Origin of the sequence: Neorhizobium sp. BT27B, from assembly GCF_050455485.1 — a bacterium.
Classification (GTDB): domain Bacteria; phylum Pseudomonadota; class Alphaproteobacteria; order Rhizobiales; family Rhizobiaceae; genus Neorhizobium.
Window position 1 is genome coordinate 1 of sequence record NZ_JBCIYT010000008.1, and the last position, 22821, is coordinate 22821.

Consider the following 22821-nt stretch of genomic DNA (forward strand, 5'->3'; position numbering starts at 1 on the left):
GTCCACCTCTTTTTAAGTGGACACCACATGCCAAAGCTCAATCAATTGCAGAAGGTGCGGAGAAATTCGCGCTTACGCTCAAACGACCAGTTACACGATGTGAGAATGATTTTTATGGGCGGCCAACGGTCTCGAACCAACTTGGCAAGTTCAACGCCTTCGGCCTCGGAAAACAGGTCAATGTCCGTGATCATGAGACGAATATCGGGCTGCGTTTCCAGAACGCTTATCGCTTTGGCAGCATTTTCGGCTTCAAAAAACGTCATATCCCGCCTCTTGAATTTCCTCGACCATCAGGAACCTTATGACATGGTCGTCCTCGACGGCAAGAATGGTCGCAGCTCTCGGCATAGGTGGATACGCCCATCGTTTACTTTGTACGCTATAATACGCTCAGAACTGGTTGCGGTGATATCGGTTCCCTAGACGGTCGACAGAGCTGTGACGCAGTGGTCAGAAAATATCGGAGAAGATGAGGTTAGGTCCCGCGCCAACTCCACGGACCAAGTTGGTGAGTAGATGAGGGTGCCATTCAAAGCGAAGCGGCCGATCAGTGATGATCGGCCGCTTCGTGTTTGGAACCCATATCGCACCGGCGTCTTACTTTGCAGGAACAATCACTGCTCAGGCGAGGGCTCGGCGGCTTCGGATTCTGGATGACCCTTTGATGGTTGGCTCGGCCGAGCAGACTGCATTGCCTGCTCCCTATTTTCCCCTTGGTTCAGACTTCAGCGTTCTGGTTGACGACAGACGTCGCAAGCGAGGTAAGTGCAAGGTCCGTTTTCTGCTCTTCGTCCAGTGTCGTCTGCAAAAGGCCCGCGGCTTCGTTCAAGCCAAGTTCGAGCGCCCAAGGGCGCAAGGTGCCATATCGTGACATTTCGTAGTGCTCGACAGCTTGGGCGGCCGCGAGAAGGCCGGCGTCGAGCGCGGTCGATCCTTGGTACTCCTGCATGATCTCATCGGCCTCATCGGTGATGCCGAGAATGGCGCTGCAAGTCTTTGGTTCGGCTTGCTTGCCGATGAGCTTGAACACCTGTTCGATGCGCTCGATATGGACCTGTGTTTCGGCCAAATGCTTTTTAAAGGCATCCTTCAGCTGCCCGTTGCTGGCTGCTGTTTCCATTTTTGGGAGGGCATCGACGATCTTTCGCTCTGCAAAATAGATGTCTTTGAGGGTATCATGGAAGAGATTGTGAAGTTTCTTGTCACTAGCCATCATATGGCTCCTTGCAATCATGAGAACTGCCGCGGAGGTATTGCCCCGGCAGGCCGTCTGCGATTGGCGCCGGACTCAGATCGTGTCAGTGACGCTCAGACCGCGTTTCGTTCCATAGAGCCCACCGAACCAGGATGCGACTGCACCGAGCACCAGGGCAATGAAGCCGAGGATAGCGCCGGCTGATACAGTTGTTGCAGCCAGTTGCGCTGCCTCGAGTGCCTTCTGCTTGGCAGTAGCCATATTGTCGCGATAGGTTTTTTCGTACTGCTCTACCTGGGTCCGAGCTTGGTCCGCGGGGATGCCCTGCGAACGTGCAATGGCATCTGCCGCGCGGGTTCGTGTGTCTTCAGCCGCTGCCTGGTCACCCGTTACAACTGCCTGCATTGCAGTGACAGCTGCATCCTGCAGCGCCTTTGCATCGCTGCCGGTGGTGTTGCGAATCTGTTGCTCTATCCCCGCCATAGGATTTGCCGAATTCACCATTGCGGGGGCAGCTGATGCAGCTGTGGCCGCTGTCTGGCCGACGCCGCCGATAACGCTGGAGAGGCCACTGAATGCGCCACCGATCAAAGCTCCGACCGATGTCGTAAGAAGGTATAGTACGACAAGCGTTGTGACCGCCCAGGATGTCAGCCCGTGATAGCCGCCAGTCGACCGGCTTGCCCGGCCGGAGAGCCGACTTGCTACATAACCACCTAAAAAGGCCGAAACGATACCGGCAAGTACAAACCAGATCCCGCCACCGATTGAGAATGTTCTCACCTGCGGATTATCGGAGGTCGCAGGATCGAGAATGGCTGCGCCGATCCCGACGCCAAGGAGATTGAGAAGAAACTGGACGGCGAGCGCGATAACGACGCCTGCCAGAATTGCACCCCACGAGACTTTATGAAGCGATGCTGTCGAGTTGGGTAAGTTATCCAATGCATTTTCGACTGGGAGATTTGTGGAGAGGATGGTCATGATGACCTCCGTTGATGCCGTCACGGGTTCGTGAGTGAGGCAGCAACGTGTGGTGGAGGAGCATGTTCCTTAACAACGTATTTAATGTTGCCGGTGAGAAGGCGCATACGGCGCAGATTTTCCAGTCGCGGTATCTTGCGATGATTTCCATGCAGCCAATATTGGGCCGCGCTGGCATGCAAGCGCTTCTCATTTTCAAGCCTATCCTTTTGCGCAACGACGTGGTTTGCTCAACGTGTCATTGACAAAGCGCGCTCGCGTCTCGACCTCAAAGTTGAGTGAGTTCGTTGCGTCCTGATCGCGACCAGTTGCACTTAGTCCCGGTCGCCAAGTTGGCCTGCATTGGCTGCCAAACGCTATTGCAGCGATCGCTCGCCGGCATTCATTAGGGGCGCATGCAGGGAACTGATTGTCTGTGCCCGGGTTACTGTAGCCCTGAAACAAGCGCTGTTTCATCCAACAGGTTGAAGCGATGCTGCCCAAGATGGAGATCCTATATGCAACTTCCCCAGCACACAGTAATTGCTGTCGCCGATGGTGAGAAACTTGCTCTGTTCCAGAACGAAGGCGATGCGGCCAACGTCAAGCTCAAGGCAATGCCGTCAGCTGAGGTCGACGGCTCGAAGATCGCATCTGGCGCTCGCCATCCAAGCAGCGCTGCAAACCCTGACGATAGCCAGCAAGACGAGGATGGGTTCAGTAATGGCGTCGCTGGCTTGCTGAACGCTCGAGTGCTTGACGGCAAGATCAAGAGCCTTGTGATCGTGGCGGCGCCGCGCACGCTCGGCGAGATGCGCAAGAGCTACCATAAGTCGCTTTCCGACGTGCTGATAGGCGAACTGGATAAAGATCTTACGGGACATACTATTCCCGAGATCGAGAAAGCACTTGCAGCAGCTTGAGCTGCCGGCATGTCAAGACAAAGGGGGCGATCTGTAATGACCGGCCCCTTTGTCGTTTCAAGCTCATGGCGCTGAGGAAGCCACCTGCGCATCTCACGACCCGCCAGACTACTTAGACGGTCATCGCTCATGCGAGGGCTCTACGGCCTCGGATCCTGCTGAGGACAGCCTGTTAGCCGGCTCGCCAGCGACGCTTTCGGCGCTCGGTTGGCCATCCTCGCCACTCCAGGCGAGGTTTCGTTCCGCGGTTTCGATAGATCCTTCTACCGGATCTTGATCTGGGGGATCGTTAGAAAGAGCTGAGGCTTCACCGCTCATCGCTTTTTCGATGCCTCGTTCGGCCCCCCTGGCAAGTTTTTCGCGCGCGCGATCGGCCGTCTCGGGATCTGTCCGTGACGCATCACTTCCAAGATCATTTTGATCGTCAATCATAGTCGTGCTCCTCTGTTCGGATTCAACGTTCGCTGATGGAAGGAAGATGAAGCATGACCTCTCGCTGAGCTTTTTCGTCCAACGGCTCGACCTGTGCTTGCCACAACGCAGTCGCTTCCGCAGGCTCGTCTTCCCACGTCCGGGTGCTGACAATGTTGTCATCTACCTTGGCAAGGCGCCGTCCGCCCAGACGCATATACTCCATGGCGATCTGGTGCGATGATGTCTCCGCATCGTCTTCGCCAAGTTGATGCTCGACTTCATCCTGTGATTGACCAAGGACTTGTAGAAGCGCTGAGTGTTCTGGTTTCCCTGCTCGTTCATTCAGGAAATCAGCGAGTGGCGTTTTGGTCTCATGCCCTCCGGATGGCTCGTTCCCCATATGAAGGATGACTGCCTCGCCGCCGCTCATGTCCAACAACCAGCGATCACCGTTTGTGCTCACAGAAAATTCCTTGATTTCGCTCATTGGGTAGTTCCTTTTGGTGCAACTGGCTGGGGTGGTATCGACGCTAAATGCTCAATCGCGATAGGGTTTAGGGAGACCACAGTTTAAAGTGACCGACCGCTCGCGATGACGCGAGCAAATCACCAGTCGCCGCGCACAACGCGCGGCTTTACCGGCAGCTATCATGCGACACCATGCCCACTGCAGATGTCGTCGACGGAAATAATTCGGATAGCATTAAGGCGCTGAGGATGATGTCGTCGATCCGAGCTTGCCTTGGATTAATATGGGGTGTCGCAGCCAAGCTTCAATGGCGAGTCAAAACTAAAGGTTGACTTTGTATGTGTTGTCTCTATTTTAGGTTTTATCGATCTTTTGCTTGCTAAGCTTTGGTTACCGCGCGATTAGCACCGCGCCTTGAGCGAACTTTCCTTTCAAAAATATCGTTATTACCATCCGTGCAGCTCCGGTTCTGCGGCCCATAGTTCATGCTTTGAAAGGATCATCATCATGACCACAGGCACAGTAAAATGGTTCAACTCCACCAAGGGGTTTGGCTTCATCCAGCCTGACAACGGCGGCGAAGACGCCTTCGTTCATATCTCGGCAGTCGAACGCGCAGGAATGCGCGAAATCGTCGAGGGCCAGAAGGTTGGATACGAGCTCGAGCGCGACGTAAAGTCGGGCAAGATGTCGGCCTGTAATCTGCAGGCTGCCTGATCCTTACCCGGTTCCGTTCTTGACCACGGATGTACTGGCACTGACGAGACCGCGTTATCTGCGAGGCCGGGCTAATAGCCTGGCCTTTTTTTTGCCCTGATTTTTTGGGCGCCATTCCTTGGAATATACGATGACACAAACACGCGCGAAATCGCGACAGCAGGCCGAGACTGCTTTCAGCAACGAGCAGTCGCAATTCTTTGCTCGCGGTCACGCGGTTAAAGAAAAGGACGCCGTTGTCCAAGCCCGCAAGACCAAGACAATACGTCTTGGCGAAGCTCGGCTCGCAAGAAAGGCTCTTGACACTCAGGAGGCTTCCGCCGGCTTGACGAAGAAGCGCGCCGGCAAGACGTGACCTGAGGAGAACCTCTGTGACTGATGATCTGACTACCGAATGGAATCCGGATCAGCTACGACGCGCCTTCAAGGCTGCCGGAGTATCTCTTTGGACATGGAACGTCGATAACGATGCATTCATGATGGACCGGCGTGGGTATGAACTGTGGGATGTAGCTGCACACGGCAATCTGTCGTTCGAGGATTTGTCGGCCAAGATACACCCGGCAGACCGGGATAGGGTGCGCGCGGCTTTCGCGGCCACACGCGCGGTTGTCGGAGCCTACGAAATCGACTTTCGGATACTGAGCGCTCTTGATGTTCGCTGGATTTCGGCACGCGGACAGGGGAGTGACGAGGATATCGTCGCTCGTCTGATGACAGGAATTTTTCTTGACGTGACCGGCCGTAAGCAGGCCGAAGAGGGCCATGAACTTCTTGCAGGCGAAATGAGCCATCGCGTGAAAAACCTATTGGCTATCGCCACGGGGTTGACCCAGATAACATCCCGGTCGTCAAATTCGATCGCCGACATGACGTCTCAGTTGACCCAACGGCTGACCGCACTCGGGCGTGCCCATGACCTTGTACGGCCTTTGCCGGGAGGTCAGGGAAAGGCGGCGCTTTTGGGCGACCTGATCACGATCCTGCTTGCTCCCTATGAGGAAACGGCTGCATTCTCGGGACGCATCAGGGTCTCCGTCCCGAGGATGGGCGTGGGCGAGGGGGCCGCCACCGGATTATCGCTCGTCATCCACGAGCTCGCAACCAATTCCCTTAAATATGGTGCGCTCTCGCTCGCAGCTGGAACCCTTGACGTCTCGGGAACTGTCTCCGGAGATACTGTCATTCTAACTTGGACTGAGCAGGGAGGGCCTGAGGTGGTTACACCGGTGGGGGAAGGTGGCTATGGAAGCAGGCTACTTGAGCGAACAATGGCCGGGCACCTCGCAGGATCGATCACAATCAACTGGACGCCTGGCGGCGCGTTGGCGACGCTTAATATGGACGCTGCGCGGCTAGCTCTTTAGGTGTTTACGACTCATTCTTCATCAAATCGCCTCGCGTCGTTTTCCGCACATACAGCAATGAAGTGCGGGCGGCATATCTCTGGATGGACCCCATTGGTGACAGCGTGCTGGCAGAGATGGAGCGCTCTCCAGTAGATTGGGCCGGACCTGTGACCGATCGTCTTCATGTGTCGCAGCGCATCGGCCGGTCCCCATATTGTTTTGGTCAAAAGCGGCCCGTCGCCGACACAGACCGGCGTCTGCCAACGAGCCGCGAAATCTATTACAGTAACGCCCACGCCATTCTCCTTGTGTCTATCGAGATGCTCGTGTGAAAGGCAGATTTCATGCGGGGCCCGTTACAGAAGCCGGTCGCTTCTCGCTTAAATCGACCGAGGAAATCAGCGGGGAGACGGCCCCGAATATGTCGTAGAGAGTCTGCAACATGCGCCTGACCTCATCTGAATCGCTTCGATAGAACACCGTCTGGGCATGCTGCCGGGTCTGAACCAGCTTTGCACCTCTCAGTTTGCCAAGGTGCTGTGAAAGCGCCGATTGGCTGAGGCCTGCCATGACGGCGAATGGGCCAACCGAAATCTCCTGTTTGCTGACAATTTCGAGAATGAGGACACGCTTGGCGTTCGCCATCGCTGCAAGAAGGTTTGCGGCTTTCGCCACAAATCGCTCACAAGATAGGTCTGTGGGCATAAGTATCTCCGAGCGCACGAGCTCCATCCCCAGGACGGGGCAGGCAGATCTGCGGGATACGTGGGTGCAAACGAGAATTGCAATCTCGCGAACAGCCGCTACTCCTGCGGCAAGCCGCCAACAGTGGCAGCTATCGCGAGCACATGCAATATAAGTGTTTATGGATCGTCCAGGCTTGAAGGTCTCTATACAGGATCGACGATATGGTTCGTGATCGCAAAAAACTCGAACTCGCCTAGTCCGACACACTTGAACGCTCTGTTCAAGCCAGTAAGCCAGTGTGAAAGAAGATCCGCGAGGGCTCTCGACATCTGGATTAAAGGGTCAGCCTAGCTTTTGGCCGAGCGGCCCTTCGGGAAAGTGCGGTGAGAGTGTTGCGGAGATGACGCTTTCAAATAAGTTTCTCAATCGAAGGCATACGAGGCGAAGAGGTGAGTTGAAGGCCGATGAGAACCAAGTCGATGTGCCTCTGGCTGTCAGCACTTGCAATCCCAGTCTTTATCCTTGTTGCCGTGCAGGTCGACAAGCCCTCTTCGCCATCAATAGGCGGTGGAGGCTACGATCTTGGGCCGCTCGTTTATTCCTGGTTGTTGATCATGATCACCGTGCTGTGGTCAGTCTGTACCTTCGTCGCAGCAGTCAACTTCAAAGATCGAGCGTCGTCCAAGCGCGCTTTCATTCTAATGGCTATGGGCATTATCACCTTCACCGTGGTCCTTCTCGTCTATCACGATAATCTCTCGTAGGTCATGCTCGAGATGCGATTCCTGCGAGCCGACGGTAATGCTAAAATGGAGTGTGTAGGTCACTTCTGTCGAATGCGCTTATAAGTTGGAAAGTGCGCGAAGCTTGGCGATGATGATAGAAAAGTCATAAGGCTTTGCAAAGAACTCTGCCGACGCAGGAAGCGTCAGGTCTGCCGGAGTAAGGCGGCCCGACGACACAATGATGCCTGCATCTGGAAAGCGCTCGGCAACGGCATGAGCCAGATCCACTCCAGACAGCGTGCCTGGCATCTGAACGTCGGTGAAGAGAAGATGGACATGGCGATTTTCGATGACTGCGAGGGCATCGTCAGCCGTCTCGGCCTCGATGACGTGGAACCCAGCATCTTCAAGCGCGTCGATCACCGTCAGGCGGATCAAGGGTTCATCTTCAACGACAAGAACGGTTGCCACGCGTCGCCTCCAGTATGTTGCATCGCCAAACACCCGACCGTTGCAGTCTGGTCCTTGTCGGCGAAAGTTTGTCGCCTATTCGCTGATCCTGACAATCTCGCCATCAGCATTATCGCCTCTGCTCCAAGAGCCATTACCGGCAAGGGTCGATGCCGCAATAAAACTGCGGCTAGTCGAAACATCACGTAAACTCTAAGGTTGTGTGCTTATCCCCAGCCAAACGAACCTCCATATTCATGCGAGTCGTTCACCCTTGAGGACGTCCAGAGGGTCAAGTCTGAGGAGCCTGAGCTGAGCGGGCTGCTCGGCACACGGACAAAGGCGGGCGTCTTCAGAACCACTGCCGACTGATGGGCCGTCCGATTATTCAACAGCTGGATTTGGGAAGGCCTGAGTGCTTTTCATAATCCGCCACGGCCGCGATGACTGGGCGGGCCAACGGTCAAAAAAAAGGGCAAGTAGTTGCCAATACTGGACAATTATTCTTAGATATTTTCACTAGAACGGGTGCGAGAGTTCGTATCCCTTCAAGACCGACGTGGGAACTTGTCACCTTGGGAACTGATAATTGCAGGGGTTTACCTTACTTGACTAGCTATCGGTAAGATGAAACGCCCTAGCCATTCGGGCAAATAGGTGGCATTTTCCAAATCAGTGGCTCGTTGAGATCCTGCTTTGCAGCAGGTCGCCCTGCTGTTCAAGAACGGGATAGGCGGTTGCGGCGACAAGATGGGAGTTGATCTGCTTGAGGTCGCGCAGCAAATCGAGATGCAGGGAACTGGTTTCGGTTGCCGTGACATCTCCTTGCCGAAGCCTGTCAAAATGGGCTTTTGTGCCTTCGCGTTCCGCTTTCCTGAACGCAATTTTCTCTTCCACCAGCATGCGGGCCATTCGCCCGTCCTGCGACATGAACAAGGCGGCAGCGATTTGCAGGTTGGTCGCAAGGCGGTCGAAAAGAGCGTTCAATTCGCTTTTGGAGGTCTTTGAGAATGTCATGCCGCGCCGCAGACGTTTGGCGAGGTGTGGAAGTACATTCTGATCGAGCACGTCACCGGCATGTTCGAGCCCGGTGGAAAAGATCAGGATTTCTTCGAGCCTACGCTTGTCGGCATCACTGAGTTCGTCGGGATCGATGGAGGTCAGGTAGATCTTCACGGCGGTGTTGAGCCGATCGAGCACCGTATCCTGCTTGCGCAGAACTGACAGCGCCCGGCGATCGTTGGTCGAGAGTGACGCTTTGGTGCCCGCCAGCATTTCATCCAGAATATCGACGATCCGCAGGACCTCACGGGCTGCTGCCTGTAGCGCAACGATCGGTGTCTCCTTGGCCGAGGGATCGAGATAACGGGGCTGGCCTGGGTCGCTTTCGTCGATGCGTTGCGGCATGAACCGGACAAGAGCATTTGCGAATGGCGTCAGGAAGGGCATGAACAATGCCGCCACCACAAGGTTGAACACTGTATGGAAATTGGCCACCACGCGGCCGTCGTTGCTTCCAGAGGAGGTCATTAGGGTGGTGATCTGCTCGAGGAAGAGAAAAGCCAGCGCAACGCCGATGACGCGAGTGAGAAGGTTGCCGATCGGAAGCCGTCGCGCTGATAGATCGGCCCCTGACTGGCCCTCGACAACGGGATTGATGGCCGTTCCGAGATTGGCGCCCAGCGTCAGCGCACAGGCCTGATAGGGATCAAGAAGGCCCTGGCTTGCCAGAGACATGATCAGCAGCACCACTGCGACGCTGGAATGCGCTGCCCATGTCAACACTGCTGCCAGCAGGAGGCTGAGAAGGGGAGCCTTCGAAATTGCGTGGAGAATGGTCTCGAAGGCGGGTGTATGGGCATATTGCTCCAGCACATCGAGCAATTGATGCAGCGCCAGCAGCATGAAGCCGATACCGATGAACACGCGGCCAAGATCATGAACCTGCGGGTTCTGCACCTGCCGGAACATCAGGACGCCGATCAGGATGAGAGCCGGTGAAACTGCTGCGACATTGAAGGATAGCACCTGCACGATCAGCGTGCTACCGACATTGGCTCCCAGCATGACCGCCAACGCCGGCACCAGATCCACTAGCCCGCCGGCCGTAAAGCCCGTTGCCATAAGGCCCGTCGCCGTGCTGCTTTGCAGAACTGCCGTGACACCCATGCCGGCCAGAAAGGCTTTCAAGCGGTTGCTCAGCGCATGACCCAGAAACGAACGCAGGCTGGGTCCGAAGGCGCGCTGGATGCCAGTCTGCACCATGCGCGTCCCCCACAGAAGGAGCGCGATATGGCCGGCCAATGCGATCAGGGCTATGATGACGGACATGGATATTCCAGTCGAAAGCAATCGAATTTTCATTAGCCGTCTAATAATATTCAGGCTGTTGCGGTAATCAAGTGTCGGCAGGAAATGCTGCGCGATGATGCCGTCACGGGTTCCGCGGCTCCACGCGACGGCCTTCGGCGTCGAACAGGTGAAAACGATCCGGTGAGGCGGTCAGCGACAGTGTCTCACCGATCGCAATGACAGAGCGGCCGGGCACGCGGAACACGATCGCGCTGCCATCTTCCGTTAGGCCATGGACATAACTTTCCGCACCAACCAGCTCGACCGCCATCACCTGTACCTGCGTGCGAAAACCATCGTCCACAGCGGGATCCGCGATCAGGAGGTCCTCCGGGCGGATGCCGACAGTGGCCACATTGGCGGGCCAGTTCACGCCGCTACCCTGTTTGCCGGCCAGCGGCATCAGGTTCATCGATGGCGACCCAATGAAGGTGGCAACGAATGTGGTGGCCGGTTTTTCATAAAGCTCGATCGGTGTGCCGACCTGCTCGATGCGCCCTGCATTGAGCACCACCAGCCGGTCGGCAAGTGTCATCGCCTCCATCTGGTCATGGGTGACGTATATCGAGGTGGTAGCGAGCGAACGCTGAAGCCTGCGGATTTCGACGCGCATCTGCACGCGCAGCTTGGCGTCGAGATTGGAGAGCGGTTCATCGAACAGGAAGGCTGCCGGCTTGCGCACGATCGCACGGCCCATGGCGACACGCTGTCGCTGGCCGCCGGAAAGCTGTCGCGGCTTGCGGTCAAGAAACGGCTCGATTTCCAGCGCGCGGGCAGCCTCGGTAATGCGCCGGTCGATTTCGTCTTTCGGCGTATTGCGGTTCTTCAGGCCGTAAGCGAGGTTCTGGCGCACCGACATATGTGGGTAAAGCGCATAATTCTGGAACACCATGGCAATGTCGCGTTCCGACGGTTCAAGATCATTGACCCGGCGTCCGGCAATCGTCACGTCGCCGCCGGTAATGCTTTCCAGTCCGGCCACCATGCGCAGAAGCGTGGATTTTCCGCAGCCGGACGGGCCGACGAGCACGATCATCTCGCCATCCTTGATGTCGAGCGATACGCCCTTGATGGCCTCGATATTCGCACCATAGGTCTTGCGGACGTCCTTGAGTTCAATCGTAGCCATTACTTTTCGGTCTCCACCAAACCTTTGACGAACCAGCGCTGCATCAGCACCACGACGATGACGGGAGGGATGATTGCCAGGATCGCCGTCACCATCACGTAGTTCCACGGCGTCGAGGCATCTGCGAAATCCACCATGCGGCGCAGGCCGATGATGATCGTGTTCATCTCTGCCCTGTCGGTGACGAGCAGCGGCCAGAGATATTGCGTCCATCCGTAGATGAAGAGGATAACGAACAGCGCCGCGATATTGGTCATTGATAGCGGCAGAAGGACATCCTTCATGAAGCGGAACGGCCCGGCATTGTCGATGCGCGCCGCCTCCAGCATCTCGCCCGGAATGGTGAGGAAAAACTGCCGGAACAGGAAGGTGGCTGTCGCCGAAGCCATCAGCGGCAGGGTGAGACCGGCATAGGTGTTGAGCAGGCCGAGATCGACGATCACTTTGTAGGTCGGCAGGATACGAACCTCCACCGGCAGCATGAGCGTGATGAAGATCATCCAGAAAAAGCCCATGCGAAAAGGAAAGCGGAAGAATACGATGGCGAAGGCCGACAGGAACGAGATGACGATCTTGCCGATGGCAATGGCGATCGCGACGACAAAGCTGTTGAACAGCAGCCGTTCGAGGCTGACGCCGACGACGCGTTCGACGCCGCCGGAAATGGATTCCGTATAATTCTCCACCATATGCCCGCCCGGCAGAAGCGAAAGTGGTGGACGAACGATTGCGCCGGCCGGCGCCGTCGAGGCGATGAAGGTGTAATAGATCGGGAAGGCGACGATTATGATGCCGAGGATCAGCATCAGATGCGCCATCAGGCTTGCTACGGGTCTGTTTTCGATCATCTTTTCACCTCACGCATAATGCACGCGCCGCTCGACGAAGCGGAACTGGAAGGCGGTCAGCGCAATCACGATGACCATCAGGATGACCGACTGTGCGGCCGACGAGCCGAGATTGAGGTTCACGAAACCGTCGTTATAGACCTTGTAGACCAGCGTTTCGGTGGCCTTGGCCGGTCCGCCGCCGGTGACGGAATGGATGATGCCGAAGGTGTCGAAAAAGGCGTAGACGGTGTTGACGACCAGCAGGAAGAAGGTGGTCGGTGCGAGAAGCGGAAAGACGATTGTCCAGAATCGCCGTGCGCCGCGCGCACCATCGATTGCAGCGGCTTCCAGCAGCGATTTCGGGATGGCCTGCAGACCCGCCACGAAGAACAGAAAATTGTAGCTGATCTGTTTCCATGCGGCGGCCACCACGACCAGCGCCATGGCCTGATCACCGTTCAGCAGCGGATCCCAGGCGACGCCGTTGCGGCGCAGAATATAGGCGAACGTGCCCATGGCGGGGTTGAACATGAACAGCCACAACATGCCGGCCACGGCGGGCGCCACCGCGTAGGGGATGATCATCATCGTGCGGTAAAAACCTTTGCCGCGCACGACGAGATCGGCAGCCGTCGCCAAAAGCAAGGCGATGCCCATCGAGAGAAGAGCGGTTGCCACGCTGAACACGACAGTGACGCGCAGCGCATGCAGATAGTTCGGGTCCGACAGGATCGCCGAAAAATTGGCAAACCCGACAAAGGCGCTCTGCAGCCCAAAGGGGTCTTCCCGCATGGCAGACTGGTAAAGCGCCTGGCTTGCCGGCCAGAAGAAGAACACGATGGTCAGCACGATCTGCGGTGCGACCAGAAAATAGGGAAGGATCTTGTTCGGAAAGACGACGCTCTGCACCGGCAACCTCCTCGATATCGGGATAGCCGTCCGCATGGTTTTTACATGCGGACGGCGTATATGGATGTTATTTGCCGATCGCCTGCTGGATCGCCGCATTGCCGCGTTCGACGGCCTTGTCGAGCGCTGCCCTGGCATCCTGTTTGCCGGCCAGCATTGACTCGAATTCCTCGTTCATGATGTCGCGCACCTGCGGCAGGTTGACGAGGCGCACACCCTTGGAGTTTTCGGTCGGTGGCTTGCCCATCATCTGCAGAAGCGGCGTCTCGCGGCCGGGGTTCTTGTCGTAGAAGCCGGATTTCTTGGTGTCTTCATAAGCGGCCATTGTCACCGGCATGTAGCCGGACACCTGATGCAGGCGGGCCTGGATCTTGGTCTGCGACAGGAAGTTGAAGAAGGTGGCGACACCCTTGTATTCCGCATCGCTTTTGCCCGCGAACACCCACAGGCTTGCGCCGCCCGGAATGGTGTTCTGCGGCCGACCTTCGCCCTCATAATAAGGTAGCTGGCCGATCCCGTATTTCATGCCGGATTTGATGATGTCGCCAAGCCCGCCGGAGGATTCCGTCAGGATGCCGCATTCACCGGATGTGAACAGCTGCTTTGCTTCCGAGGTTCTGCCGCCATAGCGGAACGTGCCGTCCTTGGCGAGATCGGCGATCGACTGGAAATGTTTGACGAAGGGTTCGGCATTGAAGGCCAGCTTGACGTCGGTGCCGCCGAGGCCGTTTTCGTGGCTCGCATAGGAGAGATTGTTCCAGGCGGCAAGATTTTCGGTCTGGATCCAGGTCAGCCATGTCGAGGTGAAGCCGCAGTTCGCGGCCCCGCTGGACTTGATCTTTTTGGCGGCTTCAAACACTTCCGGCCATGTCTTCGGCGGCGCATCTGCGTTCAGCCCTGCCTTCGCAAACACATCTTTGTTGTAATAGAGGATCGGCGAGGACGAGTTGTAGGGGAAGGACAACATCGTGCCGTCCGGTTTCGAATAATAGGCGACGATACCCGGCAGGTATTGCGCCTTGTCGAATTTGAAGCCGCCCTTTTCCAGAACGTCGGCGACCGGCACGATAGCGCCTTGCGCGCCCATCATCACGCCGCTGCCGGCATCGAAAACCTGCATGATCGCCGGTGGCTGTTTGGCGCGGAAGGCGGCGATGCCAGCATTCAACGTTTCCGGATAGGTGCCCTTGAAGACCGGAACGATCTTGTAATCGGACTGGCCCTCGTTGAATTCCTTGGCAAGCTGGTCGATCACCTCGTTATTGGCGCCGGTCATGGCGTGCCACCAGGAAATTTCCGTGGCGGCCAATGCGCTGGATGCCATCAGAGCCAAGGCTGCGGTTGTCAGAACTGATGTCAGAACAGTCTTCATGGTCGTATTCCTCCCTTTCCATGAATAGGCCTGCCGCCCTATCCGGCGGTATTGTCTGAGGCCCTCCTCGGCCTCAGCATGTCCTTCGCAGCTACGCGGCGGCGACACCTTCCTTGTCGATACCGGAAATACGCAGCAGGTCTTCGATTGCGCCCGGACCGGCGGCGAGAACAGGTGCCCCCTTGGTCAGATGATCTCCTTCGCTGGGGAAAGGCAGAAACCAGCCTCCCGCTTCACGCACGAGGCAATAACCGCCAAGGCAATCCCAGGCATGCATGTATGGCTCGAAATAACCGACGAGGCGGCCTGCTGCGACATAGGCCAGCATCAGCGCACCGGAGCCCAGCCGGACGAAATTGCCACCGCTCGCCAGTAGATCCTCGACGATCTTCCCAACCGATTCCGGCGTCACATGATGATTGGCGCCGATACCGGTCACGGCATTGCGGATGGTTTTGGTTGTGCCAAGTTCAAGAAGCTTGCCATTCAGAGTGGCGCCTTGGCCCAGCGCGCTCGAATAAAGTTCGTCGTGGCACGGCACATGGATCACGCCGACGACCGGCTCGCCCTTGTGCAGCACGGCAATCGAAACGCACCAGTTCGGCATGCCATGCACGAAAGGGCTGGTGCCGTCGATCGGATCGACCACCCAGGTGTAGCCGCTATTGCCGCCGGTCAGGCCGTATTCCTCTCCGAGAAAACCATCCGCGCCAAAGGCATCACCCGTGCAGTTGCGGATCAGTTCCTCGACTTCGCGATCGGCGATCGAAACGACGTCCTGTGGATCGCCCTTGCTCTCGATCACCAGTGTGTCGCGGCGATTGAAGTAGCCGAGCGCAAGCTTGCCGGCTTCGACGGCGACGCGTTCGGCCAGCTTCCGGCGTTTTCTGATTTCGTCCTCTTGTGCTGCCATGGGCAAATATCCTTCGATCTGTGCAGGCGCATCACTGCGCGATGATGGCGATGCCGCGGTTTTTCAAACCGATCGCCACGCGGGTACCGGGTGCAAGAGGGCGGTCGACCGACGGGTCCACGATGAACAGGGTCCCGCCGCTCGTTTCCGCCTCGTATTCGATATGATCGCCCAGATAGGCCGCATGGCTGATGCGGCCCGGAAAGGCAGCCGTTTCGGCAGGCTCGAGCGTGATGGCGCTGGGACGTACAGCCAGCTGGTGCCTGCCGGGCCGGGCACCTCGGGCCGGCACGACGTGGCGCAATCCTTCGATGCTGATGGTCGCATCGCTGCCGGTGATGTCGATCACTTCACAGGGCACAACATTCGCCTCACCGATAAAATCGGCAATGAAAGGCGAGGCGGGGGCTTCGTAAAGCTCGCGCGGCGAACCCTGTTGGGCGATTTCGCCGTCCTTCATGACGATGATCCGGTCGGACACCGCCAGCGCCTCGTCCTGATCGTGGGTGACGTAGACGGCAGTAAACTGCAGGCGTTGCTGCAGCTCGCGGATTTCGGTGCGCACTCGACGGCGAAGGCGGGCATCGAGATTGGAAAGCGGCTCGTCGAGCAACAACACCTGCGGTTCAAGCACGAGCGCACGCGCCACGGCGACGCGTTGCTGCTGGCCACCGGAGAGTTCCGCCGGAAGCCGCCCGCCCATGCCGGCAAGGCCGACGAGTTCGAGCCCATGTTCGGCCTTCTGCCGCGCTTCCTTGCGCGGCAGACCGGAGGATTCCAGGCCATAAGCGACATTGTCGAGCGAATTCATGTGCGGAAACAGCGCGTAGGACTGGAACACCATCGACACATCGCGCTCGTTGGCGGGCAGCATGGTCACATCCTTGCCACCGATCAGGATACAGCCAGATGTCGGATGTTCCAGACCTGCCAGCATGCGCAGGGTCGTCGTCTTGCCGCAGCCTGAAGGGCCGAGCAGCGTCACCAGCGTGCCGGGTTCGACCGTGAGCGACAGGTCGGCGATGGCGGTGAATGCGCCAAACGTCTTGCGCACATTCTGGAATGTGACCGATCCGGCATTTCGGGTCATGCGGCTTTCTCCTTGGAGATGATGGGGAGGGTCGGCTGGTTCAGTCCGGCAACGCGGTTTTCGCGCCGCAGCCGTCGCTCGCCCACCAGCAATTGGAAGCCGGTGATGACGGTGATCATCACCACGATCAGCATGGAGGAATAGGCGATGGCGACGCCATACTCGCCGTTCTCGACCAGCCCGACGATATAGGACGTCGCCATGTTGTACTGGGCACTGACCAGGAAAACGACGGCGCTGATGGAGGTGATGGCGCGCACGAAAGAGTAGACCAGCGCTGCAGTGATGGCGGGGCGCAGCAGCGGCAGGATCACCTTGCGGGCGGTGCGGAAGGTGGTGGCGCGCAGCGTCATCGAGGCTTCGTCGAGGCTCTTGTCGAGCTGGCTCATCGCCGCGATGCCGCCGCGCACGCCGACCGGCATGTTGCGGAACACGAAACAGGCGATCAGGATCAGCGCCGTACCGGTCATTTCAAGCGGCGGCAGGTTGAAGGCCATGATGTAGCTGATGCCGATGACGGTGCCGGGAATGGCAAAACTCATCATCAGCGCGAATTCGAACAGCTCGCGCCCGGCGAATTTCTGCCGCACGATGACATAGGCCGTGGCAAGGCCGACCGCTGCCGTCAGCGGTGCGGCGATCAGGGCAATTTCCATCGTCGTCCAGAACGAGTTCCAGGCGACGCCTGTCCAGACCAGCGAGCCATCGCGGAACGTGATGGAAAACGCCTTGGCGTAATGGGCGAGCGTCAGACTGTTGTCGAGGCCCCAGGTTTTGACGAAACCGCCGAACAGGATCATGCCGTAGACAACGAGCGTAAAGATCATCCATGGAATGACCACGGCATGCACACCGATCGAAAGCGGTCTTGGCAGGGCGATATGGGCGCCGCTGTCGCCCTTGCCGGTAACGGTGGCAAAGTTCTTGCCCGACAGCCAGAGACGCTGGGCGAGGAAGGCGGACAGCGTGAAGCCGAGCAGGATCATGGCGAGCACGGCGGCGCGGGCCGGATCGTTCTGCGAACCGACGACGGCGAAGAAGATTTCCGTCGACAGAACGCCGTGGCTGCCGCCAAGCACCAGCGGATTGCCGAAATCGGCCATGCTTTCGATGAAGCCGATCAAAAATGCGTTGGCGAGGCCGGGCTTCATCAGCGGTAGCGAGACACGCCAGAAGGTGCGCCATCGATCGGCACGCAATGTCTGGGATGCTTCCTCCATCGAGGGGCTGACGCCTTCAACGACGCCGATCAGAACGAGGAAGGAAATCGGTGTAAACGACAGAACCTGTGCGATCCAGATGCCGGTCAGACCGTAAAGCCAGCGGCTCGGTTCGATGCCGAAAGTCGAAGACAGGCCTTGAGTGACGATGCCGGCACGGCCGAACAGCAAGGTGAGGGCCAGGCCGATCACGAAGGGTGGCGTGATGATCGGCAGGATGGTCAGAAGCCGCAGCCCCTTCTTGAACGGAAACCGTGTGCGGGTTGCGACAAGCGCGAAGGCAAGGCCAAGCGCGGTGGAGCCGGCAGCCGTCATGATCGCGAGGAACAGCGTGCGCCATGCAACACCGCAGCGGGCACCGCCAATGACGCAATCCAGGCTCCAGATCGAAGAGTCGACGAAATTGCGGGAAAAGCCGGCAAAATTCACCGAGCCATCGAAATCCTGAAAGGCACCGATGAACATGGCGCCGATCGGGTAAAACACGAAGACCGCAACGAGAAAGACCAGCATGGAAATGGTCGCGACGACAAAGGCATCGCCGCGCATGACGCCGCGTTCGGCAAGGCCGAAGGCGAATATCAGCACGAAGCAGATGGCTGACAGAACGGCACCCGCTCCCATCGGCGGCTGGCCGTCCGCCAGCGGACCGAAAATCGTTTCGCTGATCGTCCAGGTAAAACCGGTCATGCCGATTGCCAGTCCCTGCAGCGCAAGGAACAGCACGCCGAAACCGCCAGCAATGGACAGCAGTTTTCCGCGCAGCATCGGATCGGCGGTAAAGCGTGCGGCCACCGCCAGACCATAGGCAAGCAGGACGGCAATCAGCCACATGCGGCCATGCAGGGCGATTTGCAGGATGCCGGGTGCCACCGAAGGCTTGCCCGGAAAATCCGCCAGCCAGGTAAAGGCATAAAAGCCTTGTTCTATTCGATACCACGGCATGAGCACCAAGGCTGCAAAGCCGAGAGCCAGCACGATATCCATTCTGCGGTTATGATTGTTCATGGTGCGATGCGACCTCATCACATGACTAGTCGATCATGCCGCGCCCCGGTCAGCCGAAGCGCGGCAGACAGGCAAGGGATCAGTTGGCGTTGGCGCCGATTTCCTTGTCCCAGCGTTCCAGCACCTTCTTGCGCTCGGTCGGATCGCCATAGGTCTTGAAGTCGTAGTCGATCAGCTTGATGTCCTCGAAGCGCGGTGATTCCTTGGGAACCTCGGCTTGTCTGTTCGACGGCAGCTGGAAGGATTTTGCCTCCTTCATGTGCGACTGCACCTCGGCCGTCAGCGCCCAGTCATACCATTTCTTGGCGCTTTCCAGATTGCGGGCGCCCTTGATGATCGACATCGAGCCGATCTCGTAACCCGTGCCTTCGCAGGGCGCGATCGACTTGATCGGAAAACCTTCGACAGTCTGCGCCACGGCATCATGCATGAAAACGATGCCGAGGCCGGTTTCGCCGCGCGCTGCCGCCTTCACCGGCGCCGAGCCGGATTTGGTATATTGCGAGACATTGCCATTGAGCTGTTTCAGGTAATCGAACGCCTTGTCCTCGCCCATGATCTGCACCAGCGATGCGAGCGCGGTATAAGCTGTGCCCGAGGAATTCGGGTTGGCCATCTGGATTTCGCCCTTCAGGGCAGGGTCCAGCAGGTCGGCCCAGCACTTGGGCTCTTTGTAGTTCTTCTTTTTGAAGAGATCGGTATTGTAACCCCAGCCCAACGCGCCGGCATAAACGCCGACGGTTTTGTAGCCGGAGCTTTCCGCCTGTTTCTTGGCCCAGTCCTGCAATTCATCGAGATGCGGCGACTTATATTCCTGCGTCAGTCCTTCGGATGCTGCCTGCAGGTGCGGGTCGCCTGTCCCCGCCCACCAGATATCGGTTTTCGGATTGCGTGCCTCGGCACGGACCTTGGCATAGGTCTCACCCGAAGACAGGCGGACCATGTTGACCTTGATGCCGGTGTCCTTCTCGAACATCTGTTGCATCATTTCGCAGATCACCACATCGGCGGAACATATGAGGTTGAGGTCTTCGGCGGCTTTGGTCGCCGACGCATTCAACATCAGGCCGGCCAGAGCGGCCGACGCCATCAAAGCAAGACGCATGATATCCTCCCAGATTTGGATGACGCCTCCACATCATCCCGCTCTTGCAAGCGTGTGCAAAGGTTTCATGCGTTCATGCGGATTGTCAACCTCAAATATGCTAGGGCCAGATGCTGTGCATAAATGCGATGTCACACGCATGTTGCACTCCCTTGCAAAAAGATGCAGGAAAAGCGTGGGAGTATGTCGTGAGCCAGAAGATATTCGTGAGCGCCAAGGAAGTTGCGGAACGGGCAGGCGTGTCGCGCTCTGCCGTATCGCGTACCTTTACGCCCGGTGCCAGCGTTTCCGAAGAGACCCGCCGCCGTGTGATGGAGGCGGCGGAGGCGCTCGGTTATCACGTCAATCATCTCGCCCGCGGGCTGATGCGCAACGAGAGCGGCATCGTCTGTCTTATCGTTTCCGAGATGGATACGCCCTATCGCGCAAGCCTGATCCGGGCGATCTCCCGGCACCTTCAGAATGCCGCGAAGATTGCCATGCTGATCAACACCGATCGATCGGACAGAAGCGTCGACGAAGCCTTGAAGCTCGCCATCAGCTATCGTGCCGATGCCTCAATCGTCCTGTCAGGGATGCCGGACAAATCGATCACTGATCTGTGCGTAAAAAGCGGTCAGCGACTTGTTCTCATCAATCGCGACGAGGAGCGTGCAGGGGCTTTGATGATAAATCTCCGTGACCAGGAGGCGGCGCGGCGAGCCTTTATCGCGTTCCAGCGAGCCGGATGCCGCAGTCTCGCCTTCGCCAATTCCGATGTCGGCACACCCAGCCTGATGGCGCGCGAAGAGGGGTTTCGTGCGGCGGGACGAGAGTTCGGTATAGACGTGACCGTCGAGCGTTTCGGGCCGACCCGTTACCAGAGCGGTGTCGTGCTGGCGCAACGATTGCTGACGCGAGAGGTGCGGCCGGATGCGATCTTCTGCGCCAACGATCTTCTGGCCTGCGGCGTGATGGACACTGCCCGCCATCAGTTCAAGCTGGCCGTGCCGGATGATCTTTGTGTCGTCGGTTTCGACGATATCGAGCAATCCTCATGGTCATCCTATCAACTCACCACGTTCGCCCAGCCGGTGGATCGTATTGCCGAAGAAGCCGTTTCATGGCTGAGCCAGCCAATGACCGACAATGGTCAGTTTTGCAGAATGACCGCTGATCTGGTCTGGCGCGAATCCGTTAGGGGCGGATGATGCAGGCAAGGGTATGGCGCGCGAGCCCTATTGAACATTGATACTGTTTCGGTCAAAGCAGGTCATGAAAACCGTCAGGAAACAGAGCAAACCCAAGGAAACAAAGCCCAAGACCTTGCTGAGCCAGCTGGCGGCCATGCCTGACAAGCTGTTCAAGGAAGACTTTCGCCAGCAGTATGGCGCACTGTGTTTTCGCATCGTTGATGACGGCAATATCGAAATTCTTCTGATCACGTCGCGCGATAGCGGCCGCTGGGTCATTCCCAAGGGATGGCCGATGAAAAAGAAACAACCGCATGAAGCGGCCGCACTCGAAGCATGGCAGGAGGCGGGCGCCCGCGGTGTCGTCAGAAAGAAGCCGGTTGGCCGTTACACCTATCTGAAATGGCTGAGCGACCGTGATGTCTCGCCTTGCATGGTGGATATCTATCAGATCGAGGTCAAAGAGATGGCCGAGGATTTCAAGGAGGTCGGCCAGAGGAGGCTCGCCTGGGTCACGCCGGATGAGGCGGCGAGGCGGGTGCGCGAAATCGAGTTGAAATCCATTCTGGTTGATTTCAAGCCACGTGGCCGCGGGAAAAGTGGGCAGGTGTGAGATCCCGAGGGTGCGAACCCGGTTTTATCAGGCCCAGCCCTTCAATGCCCTGCCGGAATAATAACTTGGTGTCGTCGCCCGGTAGAGAGGGATCGTCGCCGCACCCAGATGCGGCACCTCGCTCAGGCCGGATTTGCGGATCTCCGGCGGTTCAACAAAAAAATCCTCGCCGAGGCTTTCAAGCGATCCCAACCTTTTGACGATCTCACCGATCAGCCAGTCCGGCAGCGAACCGCCGAACACGATGGCGGAAGGGTCGAGCGTTCTTGCAACGGTCAGTGCAAGCGCGCGTAGCTGGTCGGTCGCTCTTCCCAGCCATTCGGTCACTTTGGGATGGTCGGCATAACTTTCATCGATTTCGCATAGCCGGTTGATGGTGATGCCGCCGGATGCCAACTGATTGCACAGATCCTGGCCGGAAGGGCGGTGATGCGACTTTGGGAAAAGGCCGCCGAACTCGCCGGCATTCCTGTTGCTGCCACGATAGAGATGGCGTTGCACGACAACGCCGCCGCCGATGCCGTAGGTCAGCCAGATCATTGCGAAATTGGCGAGGTTTCGCCCGACCCCATAATAGAGTTCCGAGAGAATGACGGCCTTGCCATCATTCTCGTGATGCACCGGATAATCGAAGAAGGGCTGAAAATCCCGATCGACATCGACATCATGCCAACTCGCAAACTGCGGAATCTGGAAAACGTGGCCCGGATTGCGGGAGAAATGCCCCGGAAAGGACAGTCCGCATCCGAGGATGCGCGATGTATCGACATTCGCCTTCAGGACGACTTCGCGCGCGGCCGGTTCGGCGATGCTCATGATGTGTTGAAAACTGTGGTCCTGCAAATCCTGACGAATCTCGGCGCGGATCTGGCCGTTCAGATCCGCAACGCAAATTCGCAAATCGTCCGGGTTGAAATAGACGCCGAGAGTGAAGAGACCGTCGGGATCAAGCTCCAGGGCGGTCGAAGGCTTGCCCCTGCCGCCGCCGGTTCTGGCTTCATCGGCCTCCCGTATCATGCCGGCTTCCAGAAGGCTTGAGGTGAGACGCGTGAGCGTCGGTGCCGACACATCCATATCCCGCGCAAGTTCGGTGCGGGACATGCTTCCACGACCGCGCAACATCTCGATCAGGCGGCGTTCGTTATAGCCGAGATTAATCACGCCTGTTCCCCCATTACGCGAGCCGTCCGAGGCTTAGCGTAAATAGATAGTT

24 protein-coding genes are annotated in these 22821 nt (G+C 57.8%); 8 read left to right on the forward strand and 16 right to left on the reverse strand.

Features of this window, described 5'->3' with window-relative positions:
- Positions 1–308: hypothetical protein (locus tag AAIH70_RS20560; RefSeq protein ID WP_430035275.1), on the forward strand; the 308-nt coding region annotated here is incomplete at its 5' end.
- Positions 309–721: 413 nt separating this feature from the next.
- On the opposite strand, the gene AAIH70_RS20565 is transcribed toward AAIH70_RS20560, so the two are convergent.
- A complete protein-coding gene (locus tag AAIH70_RS20565; protein ID WP_430035683.1) occupies positions 722–1216 on the reverse strand; it encodes a ferritin-like domain-containing protein in 495 nt (164 codons plus the stop codon).
- A gap of 75 nt (positions 1217–1291) precedes the next feature.
- Positions 1292–2182 carry a PhnA-like protein gene (locus tag AAIH70_RS20570; RefSeq protein ID WP_430035277.1) on the reverse strand — a complete coding sequence of 297 codons (891 nt, stop codon included), beginning with the start codon at positions 2180–2182 and terminating at the stop codon, positions 1292–1294.
- A gap of 497 nt (positions 2183–2679) precedes the next feature.
- Here AAIH70_RS20570 and AAIH70_RS20575 point away from each other — a divergent pair, with 497 nt between their 5' ends.
- On the forward strand, positions 2680–3084 hold the full coding sequence (locus AAIH70_RS20575; protein WP_132281894.1) for a host attachment family protein: 405 nt from the start codon (positions 2680–2682) through the stop codon (positions 3082–3084).
- Between the two features lie 120 nt (positions 3085–3204).
- Here AAIH70_RS20575 and AAIH70_RS20580 read toward each other — a convergent pair whose 3' ends face one another.
- Both AAIH70_RS20580 and AAIH70_RS20585 read right to left on the reverse strand, forming a co-directional pair.
- Positions 3205–3516 carry a hypothetical protein gene (locus AAIH70_RS20580; protein ID WP_430035279.1) on the reverse strand — a complete coding sequence of 104 codons (312 nt, stop codon included), beginning with the start codon at positions 3514–3516 and terminating at the stop codon, positions 3205–3207.
- Between the two features lie 22 nt (positions 3517–3538).
- A complete protein-coding gene (locus AAIH70_RS20585) occupies positions 3539–3985 on the reverse strand; it encodes a hypothetical protein (RefSeq protein ID WP_245519446.1) in 447 nt (148 codons plus the stop codon).
- A gap of 489 nt (positions 3986–4474) precedes the next feature.
- On the opposite strand from AAIH70_RS20585, the gene AAIH70_RS20590 reads away from it, so the two are divergent.
- The 3 genes from AAIH70_RS20590 (at position 4475) to AAIH70_RS20600 (ending at position 6051) form a co-directional block, all read left to right on the forward strand.
- Positions 4475–4684 carry a cold-shock protein gene (locus AAIH70_RS20590; RefSeq protein WP_132281898.1) on the forward strand — a complete coding sequence of 70 codons (210 nt, stop codon included), beginning with the start codon at positions 4475–4477 and terminating at the stop codon, positions 4682–4684.
- 130 nt (positions 4685–4814) lie between these two features.
- Positions 4815–5039, forward strand: coding sequence for a hypothetical protein (locus tag AAIH70_RS20595; protein ID WP_132281900.1), 225 nt, complete (start codon positions 4815–4817; stop codon positions 5037–5039).
- Between the two features lie 16 nt (positions 5040–5055).
- Entirely contained in the window at positions 5056–6051 is a 996-nt protein-coding gene (locus AAIH70_RS20600) for a sensor histidine kinase (protein ID WP_245519447.1), read from the forward strand.
- Positions 6052–6375: 324 nt separating this feature from the next.
- Here the strand turns inward: AAIH70_RS20600 and AAIH70_RS20605 are convergent, their stop codons facing one another.
- Positions 6376–6708: an ArsR/SmtB family transcription factor gene (locus AAIH70_RS20605; RefSeq protein WP_430035284.1), complete on the reverse strand. Its 333-nt coding sequence runs from the start codon at positions 6706–6708 to the stop codon at positions 6376–6378.
- A 476-nt stretch (positions 6709–7184) separates the two neighbouring features.
- On the opposite strand from AAIH70_RS20605, the gene AAIH70_RS20610 reads away from it, so the two are divergent.
- Positions 7185–7484, forward strand: coding sequence for a hypothetical protein (locus tag AAIH70_RS20610; RefSeq protein ID WP_132281203.1), 300 nt, complete (start codon positions 7185–7187; stop codon positions 7482–7484).
- A gap of 78 nt (positions 7485–7562) precedes the next feature.
- On the opposite strand, the gene AAIH70_RS20615 is transcribed toward AAIH70_RS20610, so the two are convergent.
- From AAIH70_RS20615 to AAIH70_RS20660, 10 genes are all read right to left on the reverse strand, one after another.
- Positions 7563–7916: a response regulator gene (locus AAIH70_RS20615; protein WP_430035286.1), complete on the reverse strand. Its 354-nt coding sequence runs from the start codon at positions 7914–7916 to the stop codon at positions 7563–7565.
- 651 nt (positions 7917–8567) lie between these two features.
- Positions 8568–10226, reverse strand: coding sequence for a Na/Pi cotransporter family protein (locus AAIH70_RS20620; protein WP_132281209.1), 1659 nt, complete (start codon positions 10224–10226; stop codon positions 8568–8570).
- A 103-nt stretch (positions 10227–10329) separates the two neighbouring features.
- Positions 10330–11376 carry a sn-glycerol-3-phosphate import ATP-binding protein UgpC gene (locus AAIH70_RS20625; protein WP_132281212.1) on the reverse strand — a complete coding sequence of 349 codons (1047 nt, stop codon included), beginning with the start codon at positions 11374–11376 and terminating at the stop codon, positions 10330–10332.
- Positions 11376–12224, reverse strand: a complete 849-nt coding sequence (gene ugpE, locus AAIH70_RS20630; RefSeq protein ID WP_430035289.1) for a sn-glycerol-3-phosphate ABC transporter permease UgpE — start codon at positions 12222–12224, stop codon at positions 11376–11378. Before ugpE ends, AAIH70_RS20625 begins: the two co-directional genes overlap by 1 nt.
- A gap of 9 nt (positions 12225–12233) precedes the next feature.
- Complete coding sequence (gene ugpA / locus AAIH70_RS20635; protein WP_132281215.1) at positions 12234–13115, reverse strand: sn-glycerol-3-phosphate ABC transporter permease UgpA; 882 nt, start codon at positions 13113–13115, stop codon at positions 12234–12236.
- Positions 13116–13182: 67 nt separating this feature from the next.
- A complete protein-coding gene (ugpB, locus tag AAIH70_RS20640) occupies positions 13183–14487 on the reverse strand; it encodes a sn-glycerol-3-phosphate ABC transporter substrate-binding protein UgpB (protein WP_132281218.1) in 1305 nt (434 codons plus the stop codon).
- Between the two features lie 91 nt (positions 14488–14578).
- On the reverse strand, positions 14579–15400 hold the full coding sequence (locus tag AAIH70_RS20645) for an inositol monophosphatase family protein (RefSeq protein WP_132281221.1): 822 nt from the start codon (positions 15398–15400) through the stop codon (positions 14579–14581).
- A 31-nt stretch (positions 15401–15431) separates the two neighbouring features.
- Complete coding sequence (locus AAIH70_RS20650) at positions 15432–16490, reverse strand: ABC transporter ATP-binding protein (RefSeq protein ID WP_132281224.1); 1059 nt, start codon at positions 16488–16490, stop codon at positions 15432–15434.
- Positions 16487–18718 carry an ABC transporter permease gene (locus AAIH70_RS20655; RefSeq protein ID WP_430035291.1) on the reverse strand — a complete coding sequence of 744 codons (2232 nt, stop codon included), beginning with the start codon at positions 18716–18718 and terminating at the stop codon, positions 16487–16489. The genes AAIH70_RS20650 and AAIH70_RS20655 overlap by 4 nt, the downstream gene beginning before the upstream one ends.
- 79 nt (positions 18719–18797) lie before the next feature.
- Positions 18798–19823 (reverse strand): ABC transporter substrate-binding protein, encoded by a 1026-nt coding sequence (locus tag AAIH70_RS20660; protein WP_430035293.1) that lies wholly within the window; start codon positions 19821–19823, stop codon positions 18798–18800.
- Between the two features lie 188 nt (positions 19824–20011).
- On the opposite strand from AAIH70_RS20660, the gene AAIH70_RS20665 reads away from it, so the two are divergent.
- Together AAIH70_RS20665 and AAIH70_RS20670 are read left to right on the forward strand one after the other, a co-directional pair.
- Entirely contained in the window at positions 20012–21013 is a 1002-nt protein-coding gene (locus AAIH70_RS20665) for a LacI family DNA-binding transcriptional regulator (protein WP_430035295.1), read from the forward strand.
- 64 nt (positions 21014–21077) lie between these two features.
- Positions 21078–21608, forward strand: a complete 531-nt coding sequence (locus AAIH70_RS20670) for an NUDIX hydrolase (RefSeq protein WP_430035297.1) — start codon at positions 21078–21080, stop codon at positions 21606–21608.
- 27 nt (positions 21609–21635) lie between these two features.
- Here AAIH70_RS20670 and AAIH70_RS20675 read toward each other — a convergent pair whose 3' ends face one another.
- Entirely contained in the window at positions 21636–22769 is a 1134-nt protein-coding gene (locus tag AAIH70_RS20675) for an ROK family protein (RefSeq protein ID WP_430035299.1), read from the reverse strand.
- Positions 22770–22821: the final 52 nt, after the last annotated feature.